The sequence below is a fragment of the Bremerella sp. TYQ1 genome, from assembly GCF_020150455.1.
Taxonomy (GTDB): Bacteria; Planctomycetota; Planctomycetia; order Pirellulales; family Pirellulaceae; genus Bremerella; species Bremerella volcania_A.
The window spans coordinates 3,630,222-3,648,853 of the sequence record NZ_CP083740.1 but is presented as its reverse complement, the minus strand read 5'-3'; the positions used below and the strand labels follow the sequence as shown (position 1 = coordinate 3,648,853).

14 protein-coding genes are annotated in these 18,632 nt (G+C 52.8%); 2 read left to right on the top strand and 12 right to left on the bottom strand.

Going from position 1 to position 18,632, the window contains the following annotated elements:
* The first annotated feature begins 68 nt into the window (after nt 1-68).
* Together LA756_RS14460 and LA756_RS14455 are read left to right on the top strand one after the other, a co-directional pair.
* Nucleotides 69-1,529: an OprO/OprP family phosphate-selective porin gene (locus tag LA756_RS14460; RefSeq protein ID WP_224435425.1), complete on the top strand. Its 1,461-nt coding sequence runs from the start codon at nt 69-71 to the stop codon at nt 1,527-1,529.
* A gap of 66 nt (nt 1,530-1,595) precedes the next feature.
* The gene (locus LA756_RS14455; RefSeq protein ID WP_224435424.1) at nt 1,596-2,207 is read left to right on the top strand and encodes a hypothetical protein; all 612 of its coding nucleotides are present in this window, start codon (nt 1,596-1,598) and stop codon (nt 2,205-2,207) included.
* A 151-nt stretch (nt 2,208-2,358) separates the two neighbouring features.
* On the opposite strand, the gene LA756_RS14450 is transcribed toward LA756_RS14455, so the two are convergent.
* From LA756_RS14450 to LA756_RS14395, 12 genes are all read right to left on the bottom strand, one after another.
* Nucleotides 2,359-2,598, bottom strand: a complete 240-nt coding sequence (locus LA756_RS14450; protein ID WP_224435423.1) for a hypothetical protein — start codon at nt 2,596-2,598, stop codon at nt 2,359-2,361.
* Between the two features lie 360 nt (nt 2,599-2,958).
* Entirely contained in the window at nt 2,959-3,168 is a 210-nt protein-coding gene (locus tag LA756_RS14445) for a hypothetical protein (RefSeq protein WP_224435422.1), read from the bottom strand.
* Between the two features lie 241 nt (nt 3,169-3,409).
* Nucleotides 3,410-4,837, bottom strand: a complete 1,428-nt coding sequence (locus LA756_RS14440) for a DUF1501 domain-containing protein (protein ID WP_224435421.1) — start codon at nt 4,835-4,837, stop codon at nt 3,410-3,412.
* A gap of 48 nt (nt 4,838-4,885) precedes the next feature.
* On the bottom strand, nt 4,886-8,116 hold the full coding sequence (locus LA756_RS14435; protein WP_224435420.1) for a DUF1549 domain-containing protein: 3,231 nt from the start codon (nt 8,114-8,116) through the stop codon (nt 4,886-4,888).
* Between the two features lie 3 nt (nt 8,117-8,119).
* On the bottom strand, nt 8,120-9,868 hold the full coding sequence (locus LA756_RS14430) for a FecR family protein (protein WP_224435419.1): 1,749 nt from the start codon (nt 9,866-9,868) through the stop codon (nt 8,120-8,122).
* Entirely contained in the window at nt 9,865-10,434 is a 570-nt protein-coding gene (locus LA756_RS14425) for a sigma-70 family RNA polymerase sigma factor (protein WP_224435418.1), read from the bottom strand. The genes LA756_RS14430 and LA756_RS14425 overlap by 4 nt, the downstream gene beginning before the upstream one ends.
* A 160-nt stretch (nt 10,435-10,594) precedes the next feature.
* The gene (locus LA756_RS14420; protein ID WP_224435417.1) at nt 10,595-11,023 is read right to left on the bottom strand and encodes a hypothetical protein; all 429 of its coding nucleotides are present in this window, start codon (nt 11,021-11,023) and stop codon (nt 10,595-10,597) included.
* A gap of 46 nt (nt 11,024-11,069) precedes the next feature.
* The gene (locus LA756_RS14415; protein ID WP_224435416.1) at nt 11,070-11,969 is read right to left on the bottom strand and encodes a DUF1559 domain-containing protein; all 900 of its coding nucleotides are present in this window, start codon (nt 11,967-11,969) and stop codon (nt 11,070-11,072) included.
* Between the two features lie 219 nt (nt 11,970-12,188).
* On the bottom strand, nt 12,189-13,637 hold the full coding sequence (locus LA756_RS14410) for a sulfatase (protein WP_224435415.1): 1,449 nt from the start codon (nt 13,635-13,637) through the stop codon (nt 12,189-12,191).
* A gap of 35 nt (nt 13,638-13,672) precedes the next feature.
* Nucleotides 13,673-15,166, bottom strand: coding sequence for an arylsulfatase (locus LA756_RS14405; RefSeq protein ID WP_224435414.1), 1,494 nt, complete (start codon nt 15,164-15,166; stop codon nt 13,673-13,675).
* 3 nt (nt 15,167-15,169) lie between these two features.
* Nucleotides 15,170-16,966, bottom strand: a complete 1,797-nt coding sequence (locus LA756_RS14400) for an arylsulfatase (protein WP_224435413.1) — start codon at nt 16,964-16,966, stop codon at nt 15,170-15,172.
* A gap of 38 nt (nt 16,967-17,004) precedes the next feature.
* A complete protein-coding gene (locus LA756_RS14395) occupies nt 17,005-18,603 on the bottom strand; it encodes an arylsulfatase (protein WP_224435412.1) in 1,599 nt (532 codons plus the stop codon).
* Nucleotides 18,604-18,632: the final 29 nt, after the last annotated feature.

Genomic DNA, 18,632 nt, shown 5'->3' with positions numbered 1-18,632 from the left:
CAAGTGCCGGACAATGGATGGGCCGGCTCGACTTCGACTTCTGACAATTGGCATTGGGGCAGAAATCAATGACACGATGGATCGTAATGGCCGCCGTTTTGGTGGCCAGTGGCCTGCGGACTGCGCACGCACAATATGAGGCTTCTCAGTGGGGGAACGAGCTTCCCCCCGTACCATCTTCTCCTTCAGATCAGGTCATGGCCGTTGACCAAGTCGCGATCTTACAGGCACAGATCGACGAACTGAAAAGGGAGTTAGAGCGATCAAAAGTTCAAGCAAATGTGCCGGCGATGAACGTCAGTACGCCAAACAGTACGTCGCCTGATTTGATCGGTGATGTCGACAGCCTGATGAAGTGGCGTGCTTCTGTCGAGAAGTCGGAAGCAAGTGCAGCCGCTAAAGCCGCGTTAAAGCCTTCCTTAAAGATCGGTGGGCGAATTTTTCTCGATACGGCCGTGTTTGGCCAAAACGACGAAAGCATGGCCCAAGTTGGCGACGCCGAAAATGCGATCAAAGTCCGAACGGCTTGGGTTGAACTGAAAGGGGACGTTCTCGAGAACACTCAATACCGCCTATGGTTCGACCTGGCAGGCCAAGTAAGTCTGCTGGATGTATACCTCGACTTCGGCGAATTGCCCTACATCCAGAATCTACGAATTGGTCACTTCTTCGAGCCATTTAGCTTAGAGCAACTTACGCCCAACAAGTACCTGACGGCCATGGAACGATCGAGCCCGTTTTTGCTCGGCCGAAACATGGGTGTGATGGCTCACTCAGACAACGCTGAAGCAAACTGGACTTACGGTGTTGGTCTTTTTGTTTCCGAGCAAGGATCTAAGCCACCGTTTTATCAAAGCGATCAGGACTCTTCGGCAATCACCGGACGTTTGACTTACTTGCCATGGTACGATGAAGCTAGTGATGGGCGCGGATTGATTCATCTCGGAGCTGGCTACAGTTGGCGGCATCTGGGAGACGGCACGCTGGAGTTTGACAACAAGCCTGACTCCTCGCTTGCTCCGGTAATTGTCGATACCGGAGTGTTCGGGGCAGATGCGTATCACTTGCTGGGACTCGAAGCGGCTTATGCCTATGGCTCTTTTACACTGCAGTCGGAATACCACTGGGCTTCAGCCGACACCGACGATTTTGGTGCGGAGTCGTTTGACCACTACTACGTTCAAGCCAGTTACTTCCTAACCGGTGAAAACCGAGCCTACAATCGCCGATCGGGTTCGTTCTCGAATCGCGTGGTTCCGTTTGAAAACTTCTTTCGCGTGCGAACCGAAGACCAGTGCATTTACAATGGTTGGGGTGCCTGGGAAGTGGCCTATCGTTTCGCTCACGACGATTTGAACAGCGACAACATCTTGGGTGGTACCGACTATCGGCACTTGGTGGGTTTGAACTGGTATCTCAGTCCGTATACGCGGGCCATGTTCGAGTACGTCTACTCTGATACTGACCGACAGATCGCGTCCAATGGCAAATTGCAGATCTTTCAGATGCGATTGCAAATCGATTTTTAAACGGCGATACAGCGACGACTTGAAAGTTACGAAACCTGATAACTGCTCATTTTGAAAGACATAATCATGCTTACCCAATCCAGGATCATGGTGTTGATATGCCTGACGGCGAGCCTGGCGATGCCGTTACACGCAACCGAACCGATCGCCATCCCTCCTGTCCCAAACCCTGAAATTCCACCGATTCAATCGATGGAGCAAGTCGTTTACGGCGAGCCAAGTTGTTGTGCTCACTGCACGCAGCATTGTGCCTGCCAGAAACAAACTTATGTTGTTTGCGAGATGAAGAAGGTCAAAAAGACCGTCTTCGATTGTGAAACAGAAGATGTTTGCGGACTACTGCCGCAAACGATGCTGCCTGATACTCTCTTCGGATTCTCGCTTTGGGGGAGTAAGAAGGTGGGTTGTGGTGAAGATGGCTGCGGAGACTGCGCTGCTGGCTGTTGCACAAAGTCACCCAAAGCTGGCCATTGTCGCTCGCGAAAAGTCCTTGTCAAAAAGACGATCGTCGTCGAAGTGCCGGTCTATAAGTGTGTCGTCGAGTATTCGTGCGACAGCTGCGGTAGTGCGATTGATGTTGCTGAGTTGAAGCAAGGATCGAGTCAGGCCTCGCTTAGCAAAAAGGAAGAGCCACGAGTCGCGACGCTTCCACGCAATCAAGCAGGCTACGGCGAGTAACCTTAATTCTCTAAAGCGGTTCAATTCCCACTGCGTCTGCTGTGCCTGTTGAAAGATTGGCACAGCTTTTTTATGCGCGAGTCCTGGCGCATGAAAAAGCCCTGGTCGATGGGACGCCAGGGCAGTGAAATTTGACGGTGACCGAATCGGCTTAGCTTTCGCCATAGCCCATCTCATCGCGGTATAGCGAGGGATCGTTGGCGTGTCGAATCACGTTAATAGTTGGGTAGTATGAAGGTGTCGAATGATAGTAACGGTATTCGACGCGGGGTGCGGAATGGTAGTGTGGACGATATACACGTCGTCCAAAAATACCAGCGTCAGCCGTCGATACTAACGTGCAGCCGACAAGGGTCGCGAATGCAACGGAAGCGACAATGCGAGTCATCATGGTGTGTGGGCCTCCAAAAGTCTTCAGACGATAGACCAGGGAATTGTTAGCGGGGGCGGCGAACTTCTTTTAGTCATCCTAATCGGCCTGAGAAAGAGTTCAATTGTTTGCTGGTTCGCTGAAGAGCTTGCACTAAAAGGATGCCGGCTTATCGCAGTAATGTTTCGCGATTGGCAAGCGAATCGATCTCGTGAGCGATAAGAAATCGTTTCGATTAAAACGATTGTGACGAAGAAGGACCCACATCTGTGGTTCATCCACGACCCAGAGGTAAGAAACCGACAGGGTCGTGACGAGACGAAAAATTTTCTCGATTTTGAAGCAATGTACCGCGGTAAGCAGTCAGTTAGAACAAGCTTTTCAGATCGGAGTTACCGGTTGATCTATCTCGGCGCGACGTGGCGAGAGCATCTTTACGAGTGCCTTCTCGGCTTGGTCATACGAACGATAGGTACTTGGATCGACTAAGTAGCCGCGTTCTTCACGTGCCATATCTTCCGGCAATTGCCCGGGAGGCACTTGAGCAATGGTGAGGTTTTGGTTGACCTCGATAATGGCAAATCGGACCATGATTGGACTCCTTTTCGCAGTAGGTTCCATTCAGTTAATCCCTATGCCCAGCGTTCCTAAATCCGCCTCGAACGTTGAGACATCGTCGCTGTTTCCGTGCGACACGTTCTCCTTATTTCGGCAGTTTGGCACTCCGCGGAAAATCTGTAAATGGGAAAAATTTCACGAAGTCGGAAATTCACCAAGTCTAAATTGAAGTGGCAATTAATTACCCAGTTTTCGCGCGAAAGGATACGGCGTATTAAGTGAGGCCCAGAACATCGAGTTCCGCTCGGCCTTCGTTCATGTCGATGCGTTCCGGCCGGCCTTTGTGGCGGTAGATCAGCTTGGTGTGATCGATACCTAGAACGCGCATGATCGTGGCGTGAAGATCGTGGACGTGCAGAGGATTCTCGATCGCTTTCAAGCCCAGTTCATCGGTTGCCCCAATGGTGCGGCCTCCTGGAATGGCTCCACCGGCCATCCACATGGTGAAGCCTGTAGGATTGTGATCTCGGCCGTTTCCTTTTTCCGACATCGGAGTTCGGCCGAATTCACCACCCCAAACAACGAGCGTTTCGTCCCACAGGCCACGCCGCTTCAGGTCTTTCAGCAAACCGGCGATCGGTTTATCGACTTCTTTGCAAAGCTTGCCATGGTTGCCTTCGATATTGCTGTGGGCGTCCCAGCCGCTGCCGGCACCGCTATAGAGTTGAACGAATCGAACCCCGTTTTCGACCAATCGACGAGCTAAGAGACAGTTGTTGCCAAAGACGTTGGTCTCTTTCTGGTCGATACCATAAAGCTGCTTGGTTTCTTCGGTTTCGGTGCTTAAGTCGACGATGTCAGGTGCGGCCGACTGCATGCGAAACGCCAACTCGTACGACTTGATACGAGCTTCCAGTTCCGAATAGTCCTCTCGGTCTGCCGCATGGCGACGATCCATTTGGCTTAAGAAGTCGAGCTTCGCTTTTTGGCGATCGGTTGTGATATGGCTAGGAGGATTCAGGTTGAGAATGGGATCCGCGCCTGACTTGAATTGAACGCCTTGGTAAGCAGCCGGCATGAATCCGCTACCCCAGTTTCGCGATCCATTCACTGGTTGACCTTTGCCGTCGGTTAATACCACGAACGCCGGCATATCTTGGTTTTCGGTTCCTAGTCCATACGTTGCCCAGGCACCCAGGGAAGGGCGTCCGCCGATCACGTGCCCGGTGTTCATCTGGCAAACACCGGACGAATGGTTGATGCCATCTGAGACACACGAACGGATCACGCACAGGTCATCCGCACATGTAGCGATCTCTGGAAACCAATCGGAGACCCACAAGCCACTTTCGCCATGCTGCTTCCATTTTCGAGGACAACGCATCAGTGGTGCATCATTTTCCCCCATGGCGAGAATGACTTTGCCGAAGCTGTCCGGCAGTTTTTGGCCGGCCAACTCGTTGAGCAATGGTTTGGGATCGAACAAGTCGATATGGCTCGGGCCACCTTCCATGAACAGAAAGATGACGTTCTTGGCTTTCGCTGGGAAATGCGTCGTCTTCGGGGCGCGGGGATCAACGGGAGCTCCACTTGCCGACTGACCCATCAACGCCGCCAAAGCCATGGCACCAAATCCTCCACCAGACTTGGCAAGGAATTCACGACGAGTCGTAGGAATTTCAATGTGAGGTTGGTTATGCATCGCGATTCTCCCTTCGGAGTTTCGTAGGTAGGCGTGAGGTGAGGTGCGCTAATCGACAAACTGGAATTCACTGGAATTCAGCAGCACGTGGCAGAAGTCGCTCAAAGCAATCTGCACGGCATCAAGACCACGACGATCCGACCGCTTGGAAAGCTGCAAGTCGCGGGTATCGTCGGCGACGTCCGCGAGTGGACCGCGTGGATCGGAACGAACGAATTGCCACATCCCGACGGTATCTTCGGTAACCAGGTCGTTGGGGGTGTTAATCAAGATTTTTGATTCATCTTGAATCGCGGACTTGGTCAGGCGAACTTCATCGATAAGGCCATCCCAGTTATGGGGGCTTTGAGAATCTCTTCCGCCAACGCTGAAACGTAAACTGTTACTGCCGCAGTCACTGACGATCGAATGTTTAACAACAACCGTTTCTAACTCCGACTCGTCGTACGACATATCGCGAGCGAAAAACGTGGCGGTTCCCGCCTCGAAATCTACGGCTGCCGCTACGTAGTAAGGCTTGTCCGATGGGATTCGGATGTTGGAAGGAACCACTTCGTATTTCACGTCACCGTTTTTGTCGTTACCAATCAGCTGTAGGATGAGATTACGGGGACGATAGGCCGACTTTTTGCTGGTAATACCGAAGTTCCAACCTGGCGTCGAATTGGAACCATTCCAGTGAGAAGCGATTGTACGTACCGAGGCGTCGTTGAATAACGTTCGATTGAAAACGATTGCTTCGATCGTAAAGTTATCCGCAGGCAAGGGACGCGTGTCTGGTAGCGTTAGAAACTGATGTGGCGTTTTATCGCTGATATTGAATGCCGTATTCCAGCGATGCATTTGAGGCTCATCAAGCAGCGCCGTCGAAGGGATTTCGCCATCTTTCGCTTTGTTTAAGTCGCGATTGTAGGCCACTTGTTCTTCAATAAAACGAATTGCCGCTTCCAGTTCCGCAGGTTCGGGTGGACGGCCAAAGCACTCACGAAAGCTCTCGCGAACAACTGTTTCGTAGTCGTTACCATAAGCACGATGCAGACGCTTGGCCATCGCTTCCGAGCGTTTTAGCGTCCAGTCACCATTGAACATCAAGAGCGATTGTGTCGCGGTTGTTGTCGCATTTCGCGAAGCAACGCTGGCAAAGCCTGAGGGTGAATCAAAACTTTCAAGCAGTGCATCAGGAGAATTTCGCATCTTCTTGGTAAAGACCGAACGAACCGCACTGTTACTGGAAGAGGCAGGGCCTCCTTCTTTTTCATTCAGCTCGCCACTGACGGCCAGCATGGCATCGCGAATCTGCTCTGCTTCCAGGCGATGAGCAGGAAATCGCCAAAGGAGCCGGTTCTTAGGGTCAATTAGCTTGGCTGTTTCCGGCACGTCGATCAACGACGACTGGCGATAGGTTCCTGAAAGCAAAATCTGACGATGCAGGGGCTTCAGACGCCAGCCGTTGTCGATGAACTCGCTTGTCAGCCAATCGAGTAGTTGCGGGTGGCTAGGTGCTTCACCAAGTCGGCCGAAGTCGCTGGAGTTTGACGATAGCCCGACACCGAAATGATACTGCCAGACACGATTGACAATCACGCGAGGTGAAAGCGGATTGTCATCTCGGCAAAGCCATTTGGCCAATGTCGCACGACGCCCACTGCTCTGGGGATTGGCGCTCAGCGAAGCGTCGACCTCCGCGGGGCCAGGCTCAAGGATTGTAAGGAACCCAGGATCGATGGCTCGTTGCGAGCGATCGTCTGGGATTGTCGTCGGAGGAATTTTCCCGTCCGCGTCGACAGCAACACTGGCTACTGGGGGACGTTTGGGTTTGCTACTGAGGACGTCTTGAAGCTTCTTCTTCAGGTCTTCCCAGTCTTGCTTTTTGTCTTTAGGAATACGGTTTTGCAGGCGATCGTATTCGAACTCGACTTGCTCTTCGACCAAATAGAAGATCTGGTTTTCGTAGGTGGTTCGTTCTTCGGCTGACTTCCAGTACATTTCCTGGACTTCTTCCGGGAACATCTCGACCGCTTTTCGCCGAGCCGATTCTCGTGGCTTCTTTTCGATCGCAGCAATCTTATCCAGCAACTCTTGATGCTTAGCTTCCCACTTGGCGAGATCTTTCTGGTACTGCTCGAGCTCTTTCCTGTTGGCAAGCGGATGGTCATCTTTCCAGACCAGAGGCTTGAAGAAAGCCTGTAAGCGATAGTAGTCGTCCCGCAAGATCGGATCGAATTTATGGTTGTGACAATGAGCACAGGCGATGCCCATGCCGAGGAAGACGTCACCGACGGTATCGGTTAATTCATCAACGATCAGGACCTGCTGGCCTTCGGCGTCACGGCTGTTGTATTCGTAGACACCAGCTCGGAGAAAGTAGGTCGCGACCATCGCGTCGGGATCTTCCGGAGCAATTTCATCGCCGGCGAGTTGTTCCGACATGAATTGCTTATAAGACTTGTCTTCATTCAAGCTGCGGATCACGTAGTCGCGATAACGATAAGCTAGGGGCCGATAGGCATCTTGGCGGTAGCCATCGGAGTCGGCATAGCGAACGATATCGAGCCAGTGCGTTGCCCAACGCTGCCCATAACGAGGATCCGCGAGGACTTGATCGACAAGCTCTTCATATGCAGTTGGGCTTGAATCTGAGACAAATGCCGAGACTTCTTCCGCGGTCGGAGGAACTCCAAGCATGTCGAAATAGACACGGCGAATCAAGTCGCGACGTTCCGCAGGAGGAGCGGTAGTGAGCTTGTTTTCCTTAAGCTTGGCAGCGACGAAGTTGTCGATCGGATTTCGTATTTCGGCATTATTGTCAGCGCTGGGAACTTTGGGACGTTGCACCGGTTGGAAGGCCCACCAAGCGAGATCTTCTTTTGTGAACAGTTCGTCTTCACGCGGTTCGCCGGCATGCTCTGGCCAGTAAGCTCCGTTCTTCACCCAGGTTTCCAAGATCGCGATCTGCTCGTCCGGCAATTGCCCGGAAGGTGGCATTTCGTAGCTCTCGTATTTCACGGCTGCGAGTAGCTCGCTCTCGTCTGGTTCTCCTGGCACAACAATCGGACCGCCAACGCCTCCTTTCATGAAATGATGGCGGCGATCCAATCGCAGATCCGCTTTTTGTTCTTTGGAACCATGACACTCGAAGCAGTGCTGAGCCAGCAACGGGCGGACTTTGGTTTCGAAGAAAATGGCTTTCTCGCGATCGTCTGCCAGCAACATTCCAGACGAAAGCAAGCACGTCAGGAATAGTGTTGTTGGAGCGATTAATCGGAACATATGCGGCATGATTTACTCTTCCGTTGAGATGGGCTCTTCGGGCGAGGCGGGATTCAGTAGGGAAGGGAAGCCACCGATAAATACAGGATCGACATAGTTGTCATCGTCCATGGCATCCTGAAAGAACAGCTCATGGACCTCGGCTCCTTCTGGATAGCCAAGATCCGAAAGGTCGATTCCGGTGGCGATCACATTGGCAGGAACAGCATGGGGAACGCCGCCGTTGTGGTTGGATTGGCAAAGCTCTTCCACGCTGCGAATGCGTCGATCAAAGCCATAAAGCCGAAAGCTGCTTAGGCGATGGGAGCCATGATCGGCGAGGGAAATATCAAATTGACGAACGGTGTGTGATTGAAGGCCAGGCTCGAACTTAAGCGGCGAAACATGAAAAGGATCGCCATCGGCTGGATGTACCACCACGTGAAGATCAAACAGCACCACATCCGGGCCAGGACCATTGATAACCGGTTGGTGAAAACGTACGGCAAAGCCTGGCGTACGTTGGCTGAGATCGGAGTTCGTAATGTCAGGATTGGACGTCAAAGGAACGCTATTGCCTCCAGGATTCAAGATGCCTGTGCAAAGGCAATGATCGCGATCGAGGTAATCCATGCGACGCCGGGAATCGTCTCCCTGCTTGGGATCGAGACTTATCAGTGGTGTCGTCAGGTTGTTGATGTTCTGATTGACTTTGAAGTGAATCAAATCGAATCCAATGAGCTCATCGACGTCGTAGGTGACAGGTTTGCCGTCCCGTTGGACGATGATATCGACGAGCTTGTCAGGGTGAGGGGAGCCGGAGGGCGTCACATTAAAAGAAACAACACGATCAGGTAATTTGGATTTGTAAACGCGACCAAACTGCGACGCATCACCAGCGGCAATTTCGCCCAGGGAATTGATGACTCGACCTTCTCCTGCTTCGAGCAAGAGACCGGCGTGCTGTGGGTCGATCGCTTCCTCTGCGGTGAAAACCTCTGCTGCGCCTTCAATCACTTCTACGTCTGCTTCCCCCGATTCGTTGACGCTGATGGAAAAACGGGTTCCCTTGTCGATCACTTCAGCTTGAGGAGTCAGGACGCGAAAACCTTCCGCGCCGTCTGGGGCGTAGACCGAGCACTCGCCCACTTTCAACATAACTTGCTCGGCCGATTGAATCGAAAATACGGCCGGGGCCTGAACAATCATTTCCGCGCCAGATCGACTACGCATCTGAACGCTGCCTTCTACTAAGGCATAGTCGTGATTTAATTGCAGGATATCGCCGGGCGCCAGAGCTTTCGGCTCACCAAAAAAGCGGCTGCGTGCGAGTTGCGTGATTTGCATCTCCGGGGTCAACAAATCGACTTGGGCGACTTGTGGAGCATCGGTGGCGGAATGGTCTTCCGTCGGTGGATCGTTGTCTGCGACGGAAGGGGCGGCCCTATTCCAGATCGCCCAAGGAATCGCAATCAAGCCGATCAAAGACAAAGCGAGAGCTAACCAGCGATAGGACTGGGGCCGTTGGCTCGACGATTGACGACGCTCGACGGTTGCCGCCGGAACGATCGCTTCCGGCATGCTCAGTGTTTGGCGACCGGTTTCTTCGGCTGCCAGTTTAGCCAAGCCATATTCCAGATCGAGCAGACAAAGGTATTGATCTCGCAGCGACTCACTTTCAAGCAGCATCGCTTCCAGTTCGGCATGCTCTTGATCGGTAAGCAGTCCATGCACACTACGATGGGCCAATTCGGCTAGGCGCTTGTTTTGCTTCTGATTCATGCGTCCTCTCCTGCTGCGGTGAGTTGCAGCTGAACACATTGGGCCAGTTTGCGACGGATCGTTGCCAATTGGTTGTAAAGCGTCTGGGCCGATCGGCCAGTCGCCGCAGCCAGATCGGCCATTGTCGTGGCGCTACCGTATGCTTTCCAAACAAGTTGCTGCTGATTATCTGTCAGTTTCTTGACGCACAATCGCAATGCGGCGAGTCGGTCAGGCATACTTGAAATGTCTTCACTTCGACGCTCGGCAAGCAAGTCGAGTAATGTTTCACTAAATTGTAGGCGGTCTCTTTGGGCAGTTCGCAGGAAATTCTTCACTTCATAAAAAGCGACACCGCAAGCCCAAGAGAGAAAGTCACGTTCCTGATCAAACGTCTCGAACTTTTTCCAGAGCAACAGGCTGCAACGCTGAAAGACATCGTCGGCATCAGCATGGTGCGGCAGCAGCGAGTAGATGTAGGCATGCAAGCGTTCGCAGTCAGCCGAGAAATAGGCCAAAAAGTCTGCGTAAAGCTGCCCTTGCGATGCATCCTCTACTGGGGAACGTTCTGGAAGTTCGTAGGTCATTATTAGGCGGGGTATTCGTGGGAAGGGCCCCAGCAGGCAGCTAGGACGTCAATAATAGATCGTACGCCTACTCATCAGTTTACTACGATGAAACACACAAAAAGAATGGAATAAAGGGGCGGCCACCCACCTAAGGCGCGAGGCCGCCCGCGGAAAGCTCTTATCGAGCCTCCAACCGAATAACGAAATCGTTCTCCCCCGGGCCCACGTCAAACTTGAGTCCGGACGTTTCGTAATTGCGGTATTTCTTAGGAAAGGACGGAGCTGTTGCCGCGTTCGAGCCATCGCCCAGTGCAGGACTGAAGAGGATCGCTTCGTGTTCTCCGGCAAGGGCCCCGTCTCCGTTTTGGAACGTGCTGAGTTCAAAAGTGCCATCCGAATTGATCTGGCCGTGGGCTTTCACGGTCTCTCCTTCTTCGGAGGTTGTTCGAAACTTAATGATGCCACCGCCAGCTGGTGAGCCGTTCGCGAGAACCACTTTTCCCTTCACGGGATGCGTCGAAGTCGTTTGCTCGCATCCCACAAGCGGAATAATACAGGCCAGCATGACTAGCAGCTTCGTTGCTTGCTGTCGTAGATTGCGTTGCATGATAGGTCGCCTTCTTTGCTAAATGACGAGAAGTGAGCATTTGTGCTTAGAAGTCGACGTTGATCACTTGGCCATCTTCCCGACTAGCAAGACGGCCGAGATTGTCCTCATCGATATTGACTTGAATCGGACGAACGCTGCCATCTCCCATCACGAAGTTGACAATGCCTGGGTGAAAGCTGCCAAAAACAAGATGCTCAACACCATCGACATCGTCTCGCATGTTTTGGGCTAAGGGGTAATCGGGCCCTGCCGCTCGCATAGTGGTGTACGCCCATCCGCTGAGGATCGGGCCGTCGTGGCCGGTGTTTTCGTTCTTTAGCTTTTCAATATGGACATGACGTTCGCCGATCATGATGGTGTTCGTCAAACCATCGGTAACCGAAGCAAAGTTGGTTTGACTGCTGTAGCCATCCTTGTTTCCCTGGGCGACGACCAGCATTCCTTTTTCTTTTCCGAATTGACGGATGATCGAGTTGTCGCCGCTGGGGCCGCAGACGGTGGCGTAATCCCAGACGGCACCGTTGTCGGCATTGATGGCTTGGACAGCCGTCGTTTGATCGCCAACTTTATGGCGGCTTGGGCAGACATACCCCGCAATCCCGGTTTGCTGAACGGCGGTCGTTTGAGCGTTGTACTTCTTCTTCAGGTCAATTTGATCGTATAGGTTCGACTGTTCCATGAACGGCAGTAGCAAAGCAGACCAGCCAAGGTATTCGTATTGAATACGTGATGGTGGGAGCTCGCCGAATGTGTCGTGAAAGTTGTGTACGGCGAGGCCGACTTGCTTCAAGTTGTTCACGCACTGGGTGCGTCGCGCCGACTCGCGAGCCTGTTGTACGGCGGGCAGAAGTAAGGCGATCAGGACGCCAATAATGGCAATGACCACTAACAATTCGACCAAGGTAAACGCGCGACGCGCAGGGGGGACGAGGGAGATAGCCATGTTAGATTTTCGCAGAATAGAGAATGGATTAGAGGGAAGCGCATGTTGGAAAGCAGGAGGAGAATTGCCTTCCGTAAAGAAGTCGTACTGCGATTGGGTTGTTTACTAATGTTTTGTAGGTAATTTCAATAAAAAAAGTCACACCCTTGGTTTGGATGTGACTGGCCTTCCCTAAAGTGCCTGTTTGTTAGGAAGTGTGGTCAGGAGTTGGCCATTAAGCTATTTCCGCTTTTTGACCCTTTGGATATACGATTTGTACTCCCAGCGATCTTCCCATTTGGGGACATACGACTTGTAGCGAGGGTGGGTAAACCAAAATTGAGGTTCCGGATCAGGCTCATTCAGTTTCCCTGCCTCATAATCTTTCCCGGCGAAGCTGGCTTCAACTTCCTCGTTCCAAGCGTTGTATTTGCCTTTGAGCTTTTCAAACTCCTCTGGCTCAGTTTTCGCAAGATTGGTCGTTTCGTGCGGGTCGTCCTTAAGATTGTAAAGCTCGAAGCTCTTTTCCTGATTTCGATTGGTCGTTACGAGCTTCCAGTTGTTGTCCACCAGCGCCGCTTGTTTGTGAAAGCGAAAGGGGATCGGATTCTCGCGTGCACCCAGATCGTCCGACATCAATGGTTTCAGGCTAACACCGTCGAGTGGCTGAACGAACACATCGTTAGGAAGGCCCAAGACATCGGCGACCGTTGGAAACAAGTCCATCGTGCAAGCGGGATACTCGGTAATGCGAGGCTGAATTTTTGAGGGCCATTCGATGATCGCTGGTACGCGAAGTCCCCCTTCGTAAAGGCTTCCTTTCTTTCCACGAAGGCCACCGACGGTATCGGGCTGGATCTTGGGCAGCCCGCCATTGTCGCTACAAAAAACAAACATCGTGTTGTCAGCCATCTTCATTTCCCGCAGGGCCGATCGTAGCGTTCCAATGCTTCGATCCATGGCAACCAACTCGCCATAGTGATTTTCTGAGTCAGCCTTCAAATTGCCAAAAGGGATCTTGTCTTCATCCAACGCTTTGAAGGGGCTATGCGGTGTACCGAACCAAACGACAGTAAACGTCGGCTTGCTGCCATCTTTATGCTTTTTCAAGAACTCAATTGCCTCGGCGATGACGACTTCTGATGAGTCTCCTTGCATCTGTTCTATCTTGCCTTGGCGGCTCATCAGGGGATCGACATCGAAGAAGTTTGTCACCGAAAGCCATTCGTCAAATCCAAAGTTGCCAGGGTTATAGTCGTCGTTGTCTAGAATCGGGACGCCGGGTCCTTTTAGACCATCTAAATGCCACTTGCCGAAGTGCCCCGTGACATACCCTGCATCTTTGAGAGCCTGGGCGATCGTTTTTTCCTGGTGACGTAGTGCGTATCCATGCGAAAGCACGCCGCAACGATCTGGCGATCGACCGGTGAGCACGCTTGCACGTGTCGGTGAACAAACGGCACATCCCGCATAGAAACGCTCGAATCGCAATCCGTTGGCGGCCATTAAATCTAAGCTGGGCGTCTTTAGAACGGGGTGATTGCGATAGCCCGTTTGGCCCCACCCCATGTCATCGGCCATGACAAAGATAATGTGCGGACGGTCTTGTTCGTTTTCGACTTGAGCCGTCGCGACGGATAGCCCCCAAGTCAGATGGAGGGCAACGACAAGCGTAAGCATGCGAGTCATAGGGAGGTCTCTTCAATAGGGAAGTGCAGGGAGGCTTAACGAACCTGTCCATGCGTTTGTATCGTTTTGAGTTTCTGCTTTAGCTTTTCGACACGTTCAGAATTCTCTGCGTATCGATTTTGTTTCTGGGCAGGGTCATCGCTCAGGCGGTAGAGTTCGCCTGGTTGCGGATTGTTAATGTACCCACGCTGCTCGTTGAACCACTTGGGAATTCGATTATGCGAACCTGACGAGGAATCAATCAGTAGCCAATCTCCATCCCGAATCGCGTAGGCCTTTGCGAAGGTGTTGTGAATGATTTCGGTACGAGGCGATGCTTCGCCAGACGTCCAAACGGCAAGTTGATTGTAGCTATCGTGAGCCGTGTCGGCGGGAACCTCGTAATCGATGATCGCAGCAATCGTCGCCATGATATCGACTTGACTGGTCAGCGCATCACTGGCGGTGCCTGGCGTGATCTTTCCGCGCCATTTCACGATGAAAGGGACATGATGTCCCCCTTCATATAAATCTCGCTTCACGCCACGAAATGGCTCGGAGCTCCAGTGATCATACTTCTTTACGCGTTCGTAGGCGTACTTCTCGGCGCCGTTGTCGGCGGTGAAAATGACGACGGTGTTCTCTTCGAAACCGTTCTCTTGCAAGGCTTTGAGGATGCGTCCTGCCATGGCGTCGGTCATTGTGACGAAATCACCGAACGGTCCGGCTTGGGAACTGCCAACGAACGGTTCGGTCGGCACGATAGGCGAGTGAGGTGAATTGAACGGTACATAAAGAAAGAACGGTTTGTCAGATCCCTTCTGTTGGGCAATCCAGTCGACCGCGTTATCGGCTAACTTCGGAACAACATTCCAAAAATCCCAGTCCTCGACGGCAGGGCCAGGGCGTGCACTCCAGCTTCCTTCAGGTGTTTTGGGAGTCTTGGTGAGAAGCACTGTCGGCGTTGTGATGACTTTATCGTCTTCAAACCAAGCATAGGGCGGAAAGTTGGGAACGTCGTCGCCGAAGTAGAAATCAAATCCATGCGAGGTCGGACCACCTGAGATCGATTGGCTCCAGTCGATGTCTTCTGGAGAGAGGATCGGATTGCGGCCAACCAGTTTGGCTTGGGCCTCAGGGCGAATGACTTCCTTCCAGTTCCAGCCTAGGTGCCACTTGCCGATGCAGGCCGTACGGTAACCGCTGGCCTGCAGCATCTCGGCCATCGTCAATTCATCGGCATCAATCACGGGAGGTCCGAACGAATGCACGATGTCGTGAAACTTTCGCCAGTGATATCGTCCTGTTAGCAACGCATAACGACTCGGCGTGCAGATACCTGACGAGCTATGGGCGTCGGTCAAGCGAAGCCCTTCTTCGGCCAGCTTGTCCAAATGAGGCGTTGGAATCTTTGACTTTGGATTGTTTGCACCCAGATCACCAAAGCCCATGTCGTCGGCATACAAGATGACAATATTCGGCAACTCGTTAGCCGCGGCTGATGTAGCCGCTGCACAAATAACTGCCATCGCAGATAAAATGCGAATCATAAGTTAATCCTCTATGTAACGAACGATTGCATAATACGCACCGACTTCACCACCATCTTCCATCACAAACAGTGGAGATAGTTTGTGCGATCCTTTCGTCAGCTTCGTCTTAAAACGGACATCGTGGGCATCGGCGGCAACCCGCTTCGACTCCAAATCGGTATCATCAATCCGAAGCGTGGCGGAGACAACTGGAATCGATACGCCAGGGCGAGTACGAAGAGCCTTCGATGCACCAGGTACATCCGAACCAGGGGGAAGTTCGGCTCGAATCGCTTGATCGGCTTCCACGGGCCAGCGTCGGAGGCTGACTTCGTACGTTCCATCGCGAACGACTTTTACTGCCCAGTGTCCCTCATGCTTGGCTGGCTTTTTCTTTGGTTTGCTACCATCGCCAGAACGAATGTGCGCTTGGCTCCAAGGTGGGTAGGCCGATTGGATCCAGTCATGGGCGGTCAGCGAAACTTCCGGAGCATTTTCGTCGCCCAGGTAGATCTCTGTTGGGTTCGCGAATGTAGGTTCTAACTCGGCCCACCACTGATCGTAAAAGGCAGTCATCTTGGCGACTACATCAGGGTGCGACTTGGCGACGTTGTTCTTTTGGCCAGGATCTTTCTGGATGTCGTACAGTTCCTTGCCATTGACTAGTCGCCACTGCTGCGACATGACCGCCGTCTGTTTCCACTTGATCGGATCGCGGACACGCTGCGAGTCCGTTACCAAATATCGATCTGCCCAATCGGTATCCGACTTGGGATCGAGCAAAGCTTTGATCGAAACCCCGTCGAACTTGTATCCTGCCGGCGCGGTTCCTCCGACCATGTCCAGGAGCGTCGGGGCAATATCAACAGCGTGGGTTAAGCGGTCGCTTACATGCTTTTCATTGAGGCCCGCTGCAGGCCAATAGCACATGAATGGTACTCGGTGTCCGCCATCGTATTCGCTTCCCTTCTTGCCACGCATTCCGGCATTGAAGACAGAGCCTCCTGTCGCGGTGCCGTTGTCGGTGGTGAAGATAAAGATGGTATTCTCGGCGATGCCCAGTTCTTCCAATAGCTTTCGCGTCTTGCCAACGTTATCGTCAATGTTCGTAATCATGCCAAAGAACGCTGCGATAGCAGGTTTCTGATCGGCATACATATCCATGTAGTTTTGAGGACAATGAAGCGGACCATGCGGAGCGTTTGTCGAGATGTACGCAAAGAATGGCTGCTTGGCTTCAGCGTTCTTTCGGATGAATTGATTCGCTTGATCGAAGAAAACATCCGTGCAGAAACCTTGGGCAGGCTCAATGTTACCGTTGTGAAAATAGCTACCATCGAAGTAGGCGTTATCCCACACGTCAGGCGTTTGGCCGACACCGCCGCCGCCGTGGCGATATACTTCGTCATAGCCGCGGTCTTCCGGACGGTAAGGGAAATTATCTCCGAGGTGCCACTTGCCGAACATGGCGGTGGCATAGCCATTGTCTTTAAGCAATTGACCGAGCGTTGCTTCCTCGGCGCGAAGCATCGACCGACCCATGATCGTGTGCCAGGCACCGGCGCGATCGGTCCAATGCCCTGACTGAAGGGCAGCACGCGTCGGTGAACAGGTCGGCGCGACGTGATAATTCGATAGCTGCGAAGACTCCGAAGCCAGCGTATCAAGATTGGGTGTCTTGATGACTGGATTGCCATAGCAGGCCAAATCTCCGTAGCCTTGGTCGTCGGTGATCACTAAGACAATGTTAGGTTTAGCGGCCGACGTACTTGCTGTTCCAAGTACGACAAGTAGCACCGCGAGTAAACCGTTTTTCATGGGGGAGCTTTCCTCAGATGAGATACGAATGAAAGGTTCTATTTCTTGCGACGTTGTTGCTGCAGCTCTTTCCAGTCCCAGACGCCGCACCGTTCTGACCAGGCTTGCCATGCATTGGCTAACTCTTGCGTTTTGTCCGGATCCACTTGATTGAGATTGGTCGTTTCCGTTCGATCTTCTTTCAGGTTGTACAGCGACCAGGGCCCGTTCTTGATGCGAAGTGCCTTCCAGTCACCGCGACGAATGGCCTGATTGCCCTCATGTTCCCAGAACAAATCCCGTGGCTTCGTGGCTTGCGACGCGTCAAACTGAGCGGCGAGGCTGGTGCCTTCGTAAGGGATCACTTGCTTTCCGTCGCGATTCTGAGGATACGTCGCCCCGGCAACTTCCAGCAGCGTCGGCATGATATCGATCACATGACCAGGCATGTCGACCAAGCGATTGGGCGATTGAATCCCTTCAGGCCAATGCAAGATAAGTGGTGAAGAGATGCCTCCTTCTCGCGTATCCATTTTGAATTTGCGAAACGGGGTGTCACTAGCGTTGGCCCATTCCAAGCCGACGCTTGCGTAGGAACTGCCGGTGCCGATGGGAGCGTTCTTCTCACCACGACTAAAACCGCCTGGTCCTCCTTCGGCCGAGCATCCGTTGTCTGATAGAAAGATGAACAGGGTATTCTCGAACTGGCCAAGTTCTTTCAATTTGCTTACCAGCCGACCGACGTTCTGGTCGATGCAGTCGACTTGGGCAGCGTACACTTCCATGCGGTAGGCCAAGTCTTTCTGCGTTTCGGCGGAAGTCTTGGCCCAGGGCTTGGCTTGTCCGTCACGCTCGCTTAGCTGGGTTCCGTCTGGAAAAAATCCCATTTGTGTCTGGCGATCAAAGCGCGCCTTGCGTACCGCATCCCATCCGATGTCGTACTTGCCGTTGTACTTCTCGATGTCTTCCGGCTTCGCTTGAAGTGGCCAATGCGGAGCGATGTGGGCGAGATACAAGAAGAACGGTTTCTTGGTTTTGTTGACCGCTTCGTCGACAAATTCAATCGCGTGATCCGTAAAGGCATCCGTCACGTAGAAGTCGTCGTCGATCTCAACTCGCTCCTCGTTGTTGACGAAAAAAACGGTGTTGCGAACTTTGAGAGACTCTTTGAAGTAGAAGCCACCTCCCGTGGGTGTTCCCCAATAGCGATCAAAACCACGTCGCGTGGGCCAGTGTTCCTGCTTGGATCCAACATGCCATTTGCCGGTCATCAGCGTCGTGTAGCCGGCCGGACGAAGGGCCTCGGCCAAGGTAACGCATTGATCGTTGAGGTAGCCTTGATAGGAAGGGACACCGTAATCGCCAACCATATGGCCGATCCCGGCTTGGTGCTGGTAGAGCCCAGTCAAAAGTGCAGCGCGTGTCGGGCAACAGCGAGCCGTGTTATAGAACTGCGTAAATCGGAGGCCGCCCTCGGCCAAGGCATCGAGGTTAGGTGTATCGATTTCACCTCCGTAGCAACCGATGTCGGAAAAACCCATGTCATCGGCCATGATCAGGACGATGTTAGGCTTCTCCGCAGCCATGGTGAGCAGCGGCATTACCAATGCCAGAGTCAACGCCCAAGTCGAGACGCGCAGGGAAAGACTAGGAGGCATGGATGGTCCTCGTGAAAGAATGGCAGATT

What these genes read in the sequence shown, in the direction of transcription:
- LA756_RS14460 (WP_224435425.1), top strand. Translation starts at nt 69, where the DNA reads ATGACACGATGGATCGTAATGGCCGCCGTTTTGGTGGCCAGTGGCCTG.
- LA756_RS14455 (WP_224435424.1), top strand. Translation starts at nt 1,596, where the DNA reads ATGCTTACCCAATCCAGGATCATGGTGTTGATATGCCTGACGGCGAGC.
- LA756_RS14450 (WP_224435423.1), bottom strand. Translation starts at nt 2,598, where the DNA reads ATGATGACTCGCATTGTCGCTTCCGTTGCATTCGCGACCCTTGTCGGC.
- LA756_RS14445 (WP_224435422.1), bottom strand. Translation starts at nt 3,168, where the DNA reads ATGGTCCGATTTGCCATTATCGAGGTCAACCAAAACCTCACCATTGCT.
- LA756_RS14440 (WP_224435421.1), bottom strand. Translation starts at nt 4,837, where the DNA reads ATGCATAACCAACCTCACATTGAAATTCCTACGACTCGTCGTGAATTC.
- LA756_RS14435 (WP_224435420.1), bottom strand. Translation starts at nt 8,116, where the DNA reads ATGCCGCATATGTTCCGATTAATCGCTCCAACAACACTATTCCTGACG.
- LA756_RS14430 (WP_224435419.1), bottom strand. Translation starts at nt 9,868, where the DNA reads ATGAATCAGAAGCAAAACAAGCGCCTAGCCGAATTGGCCCATCGTAGT.
- LA756_RS14425 (WP_224435418.1), bottom strand. Translation starts at nt 10,434, where the DNA reads ATGACCTACGAACTTCCAGAACGTTCCCCAGTAGAGGATGCATCGCAA.
- LA756_RS14420 (WP_224435417.1), bottom strand. Translation starts at nt 11,023, where the DNA reads ATGCAACGCAATCTACGACAGCAAGCAACGAAGCTGCTAGTCATGCTG.
- LA756_RS14415 (WP_224435416.1), bottom strand. Translation starts at nt 11,969, where the DNA reads ATGGCTATCTCCCTCGTCCCCCCTGCGCGTCGCGCGTTTACCTTGGTC.
- LA756_RS14410 (WP_224435415.1), bottom strand. Translation starts at nt 13,637, where the DNA reads ATGACTCGCATGCTTACGCTTGTCGTTGCCCTCCATCTGACTTGGGGG.
- LA756_RS14405 (WP_224435414.1), bottom strand. Translation starts at nt 15,166, where the DNA reads ATGATTCGCATTTTATCTGCGATGGCAGTTATTTGTGCAGCGGCTACA.
- LA756_RS14400 (WP_224435413.1), bottom strand. Translation starts at nt 16,966, where the DNA reads ATGAAAAACGGTTTACTCGCGGTGCTACTTGTCGTACTTGGAACAGCA.
- LA756_RS14395 (WP_224435412.1), bottom strand. Translation starts at nt 18,603, where the DNA reads ATGCCTCCTAGTCTTTCCCTGCGCGTCTCGACTTGGGCGTTGACTCTG.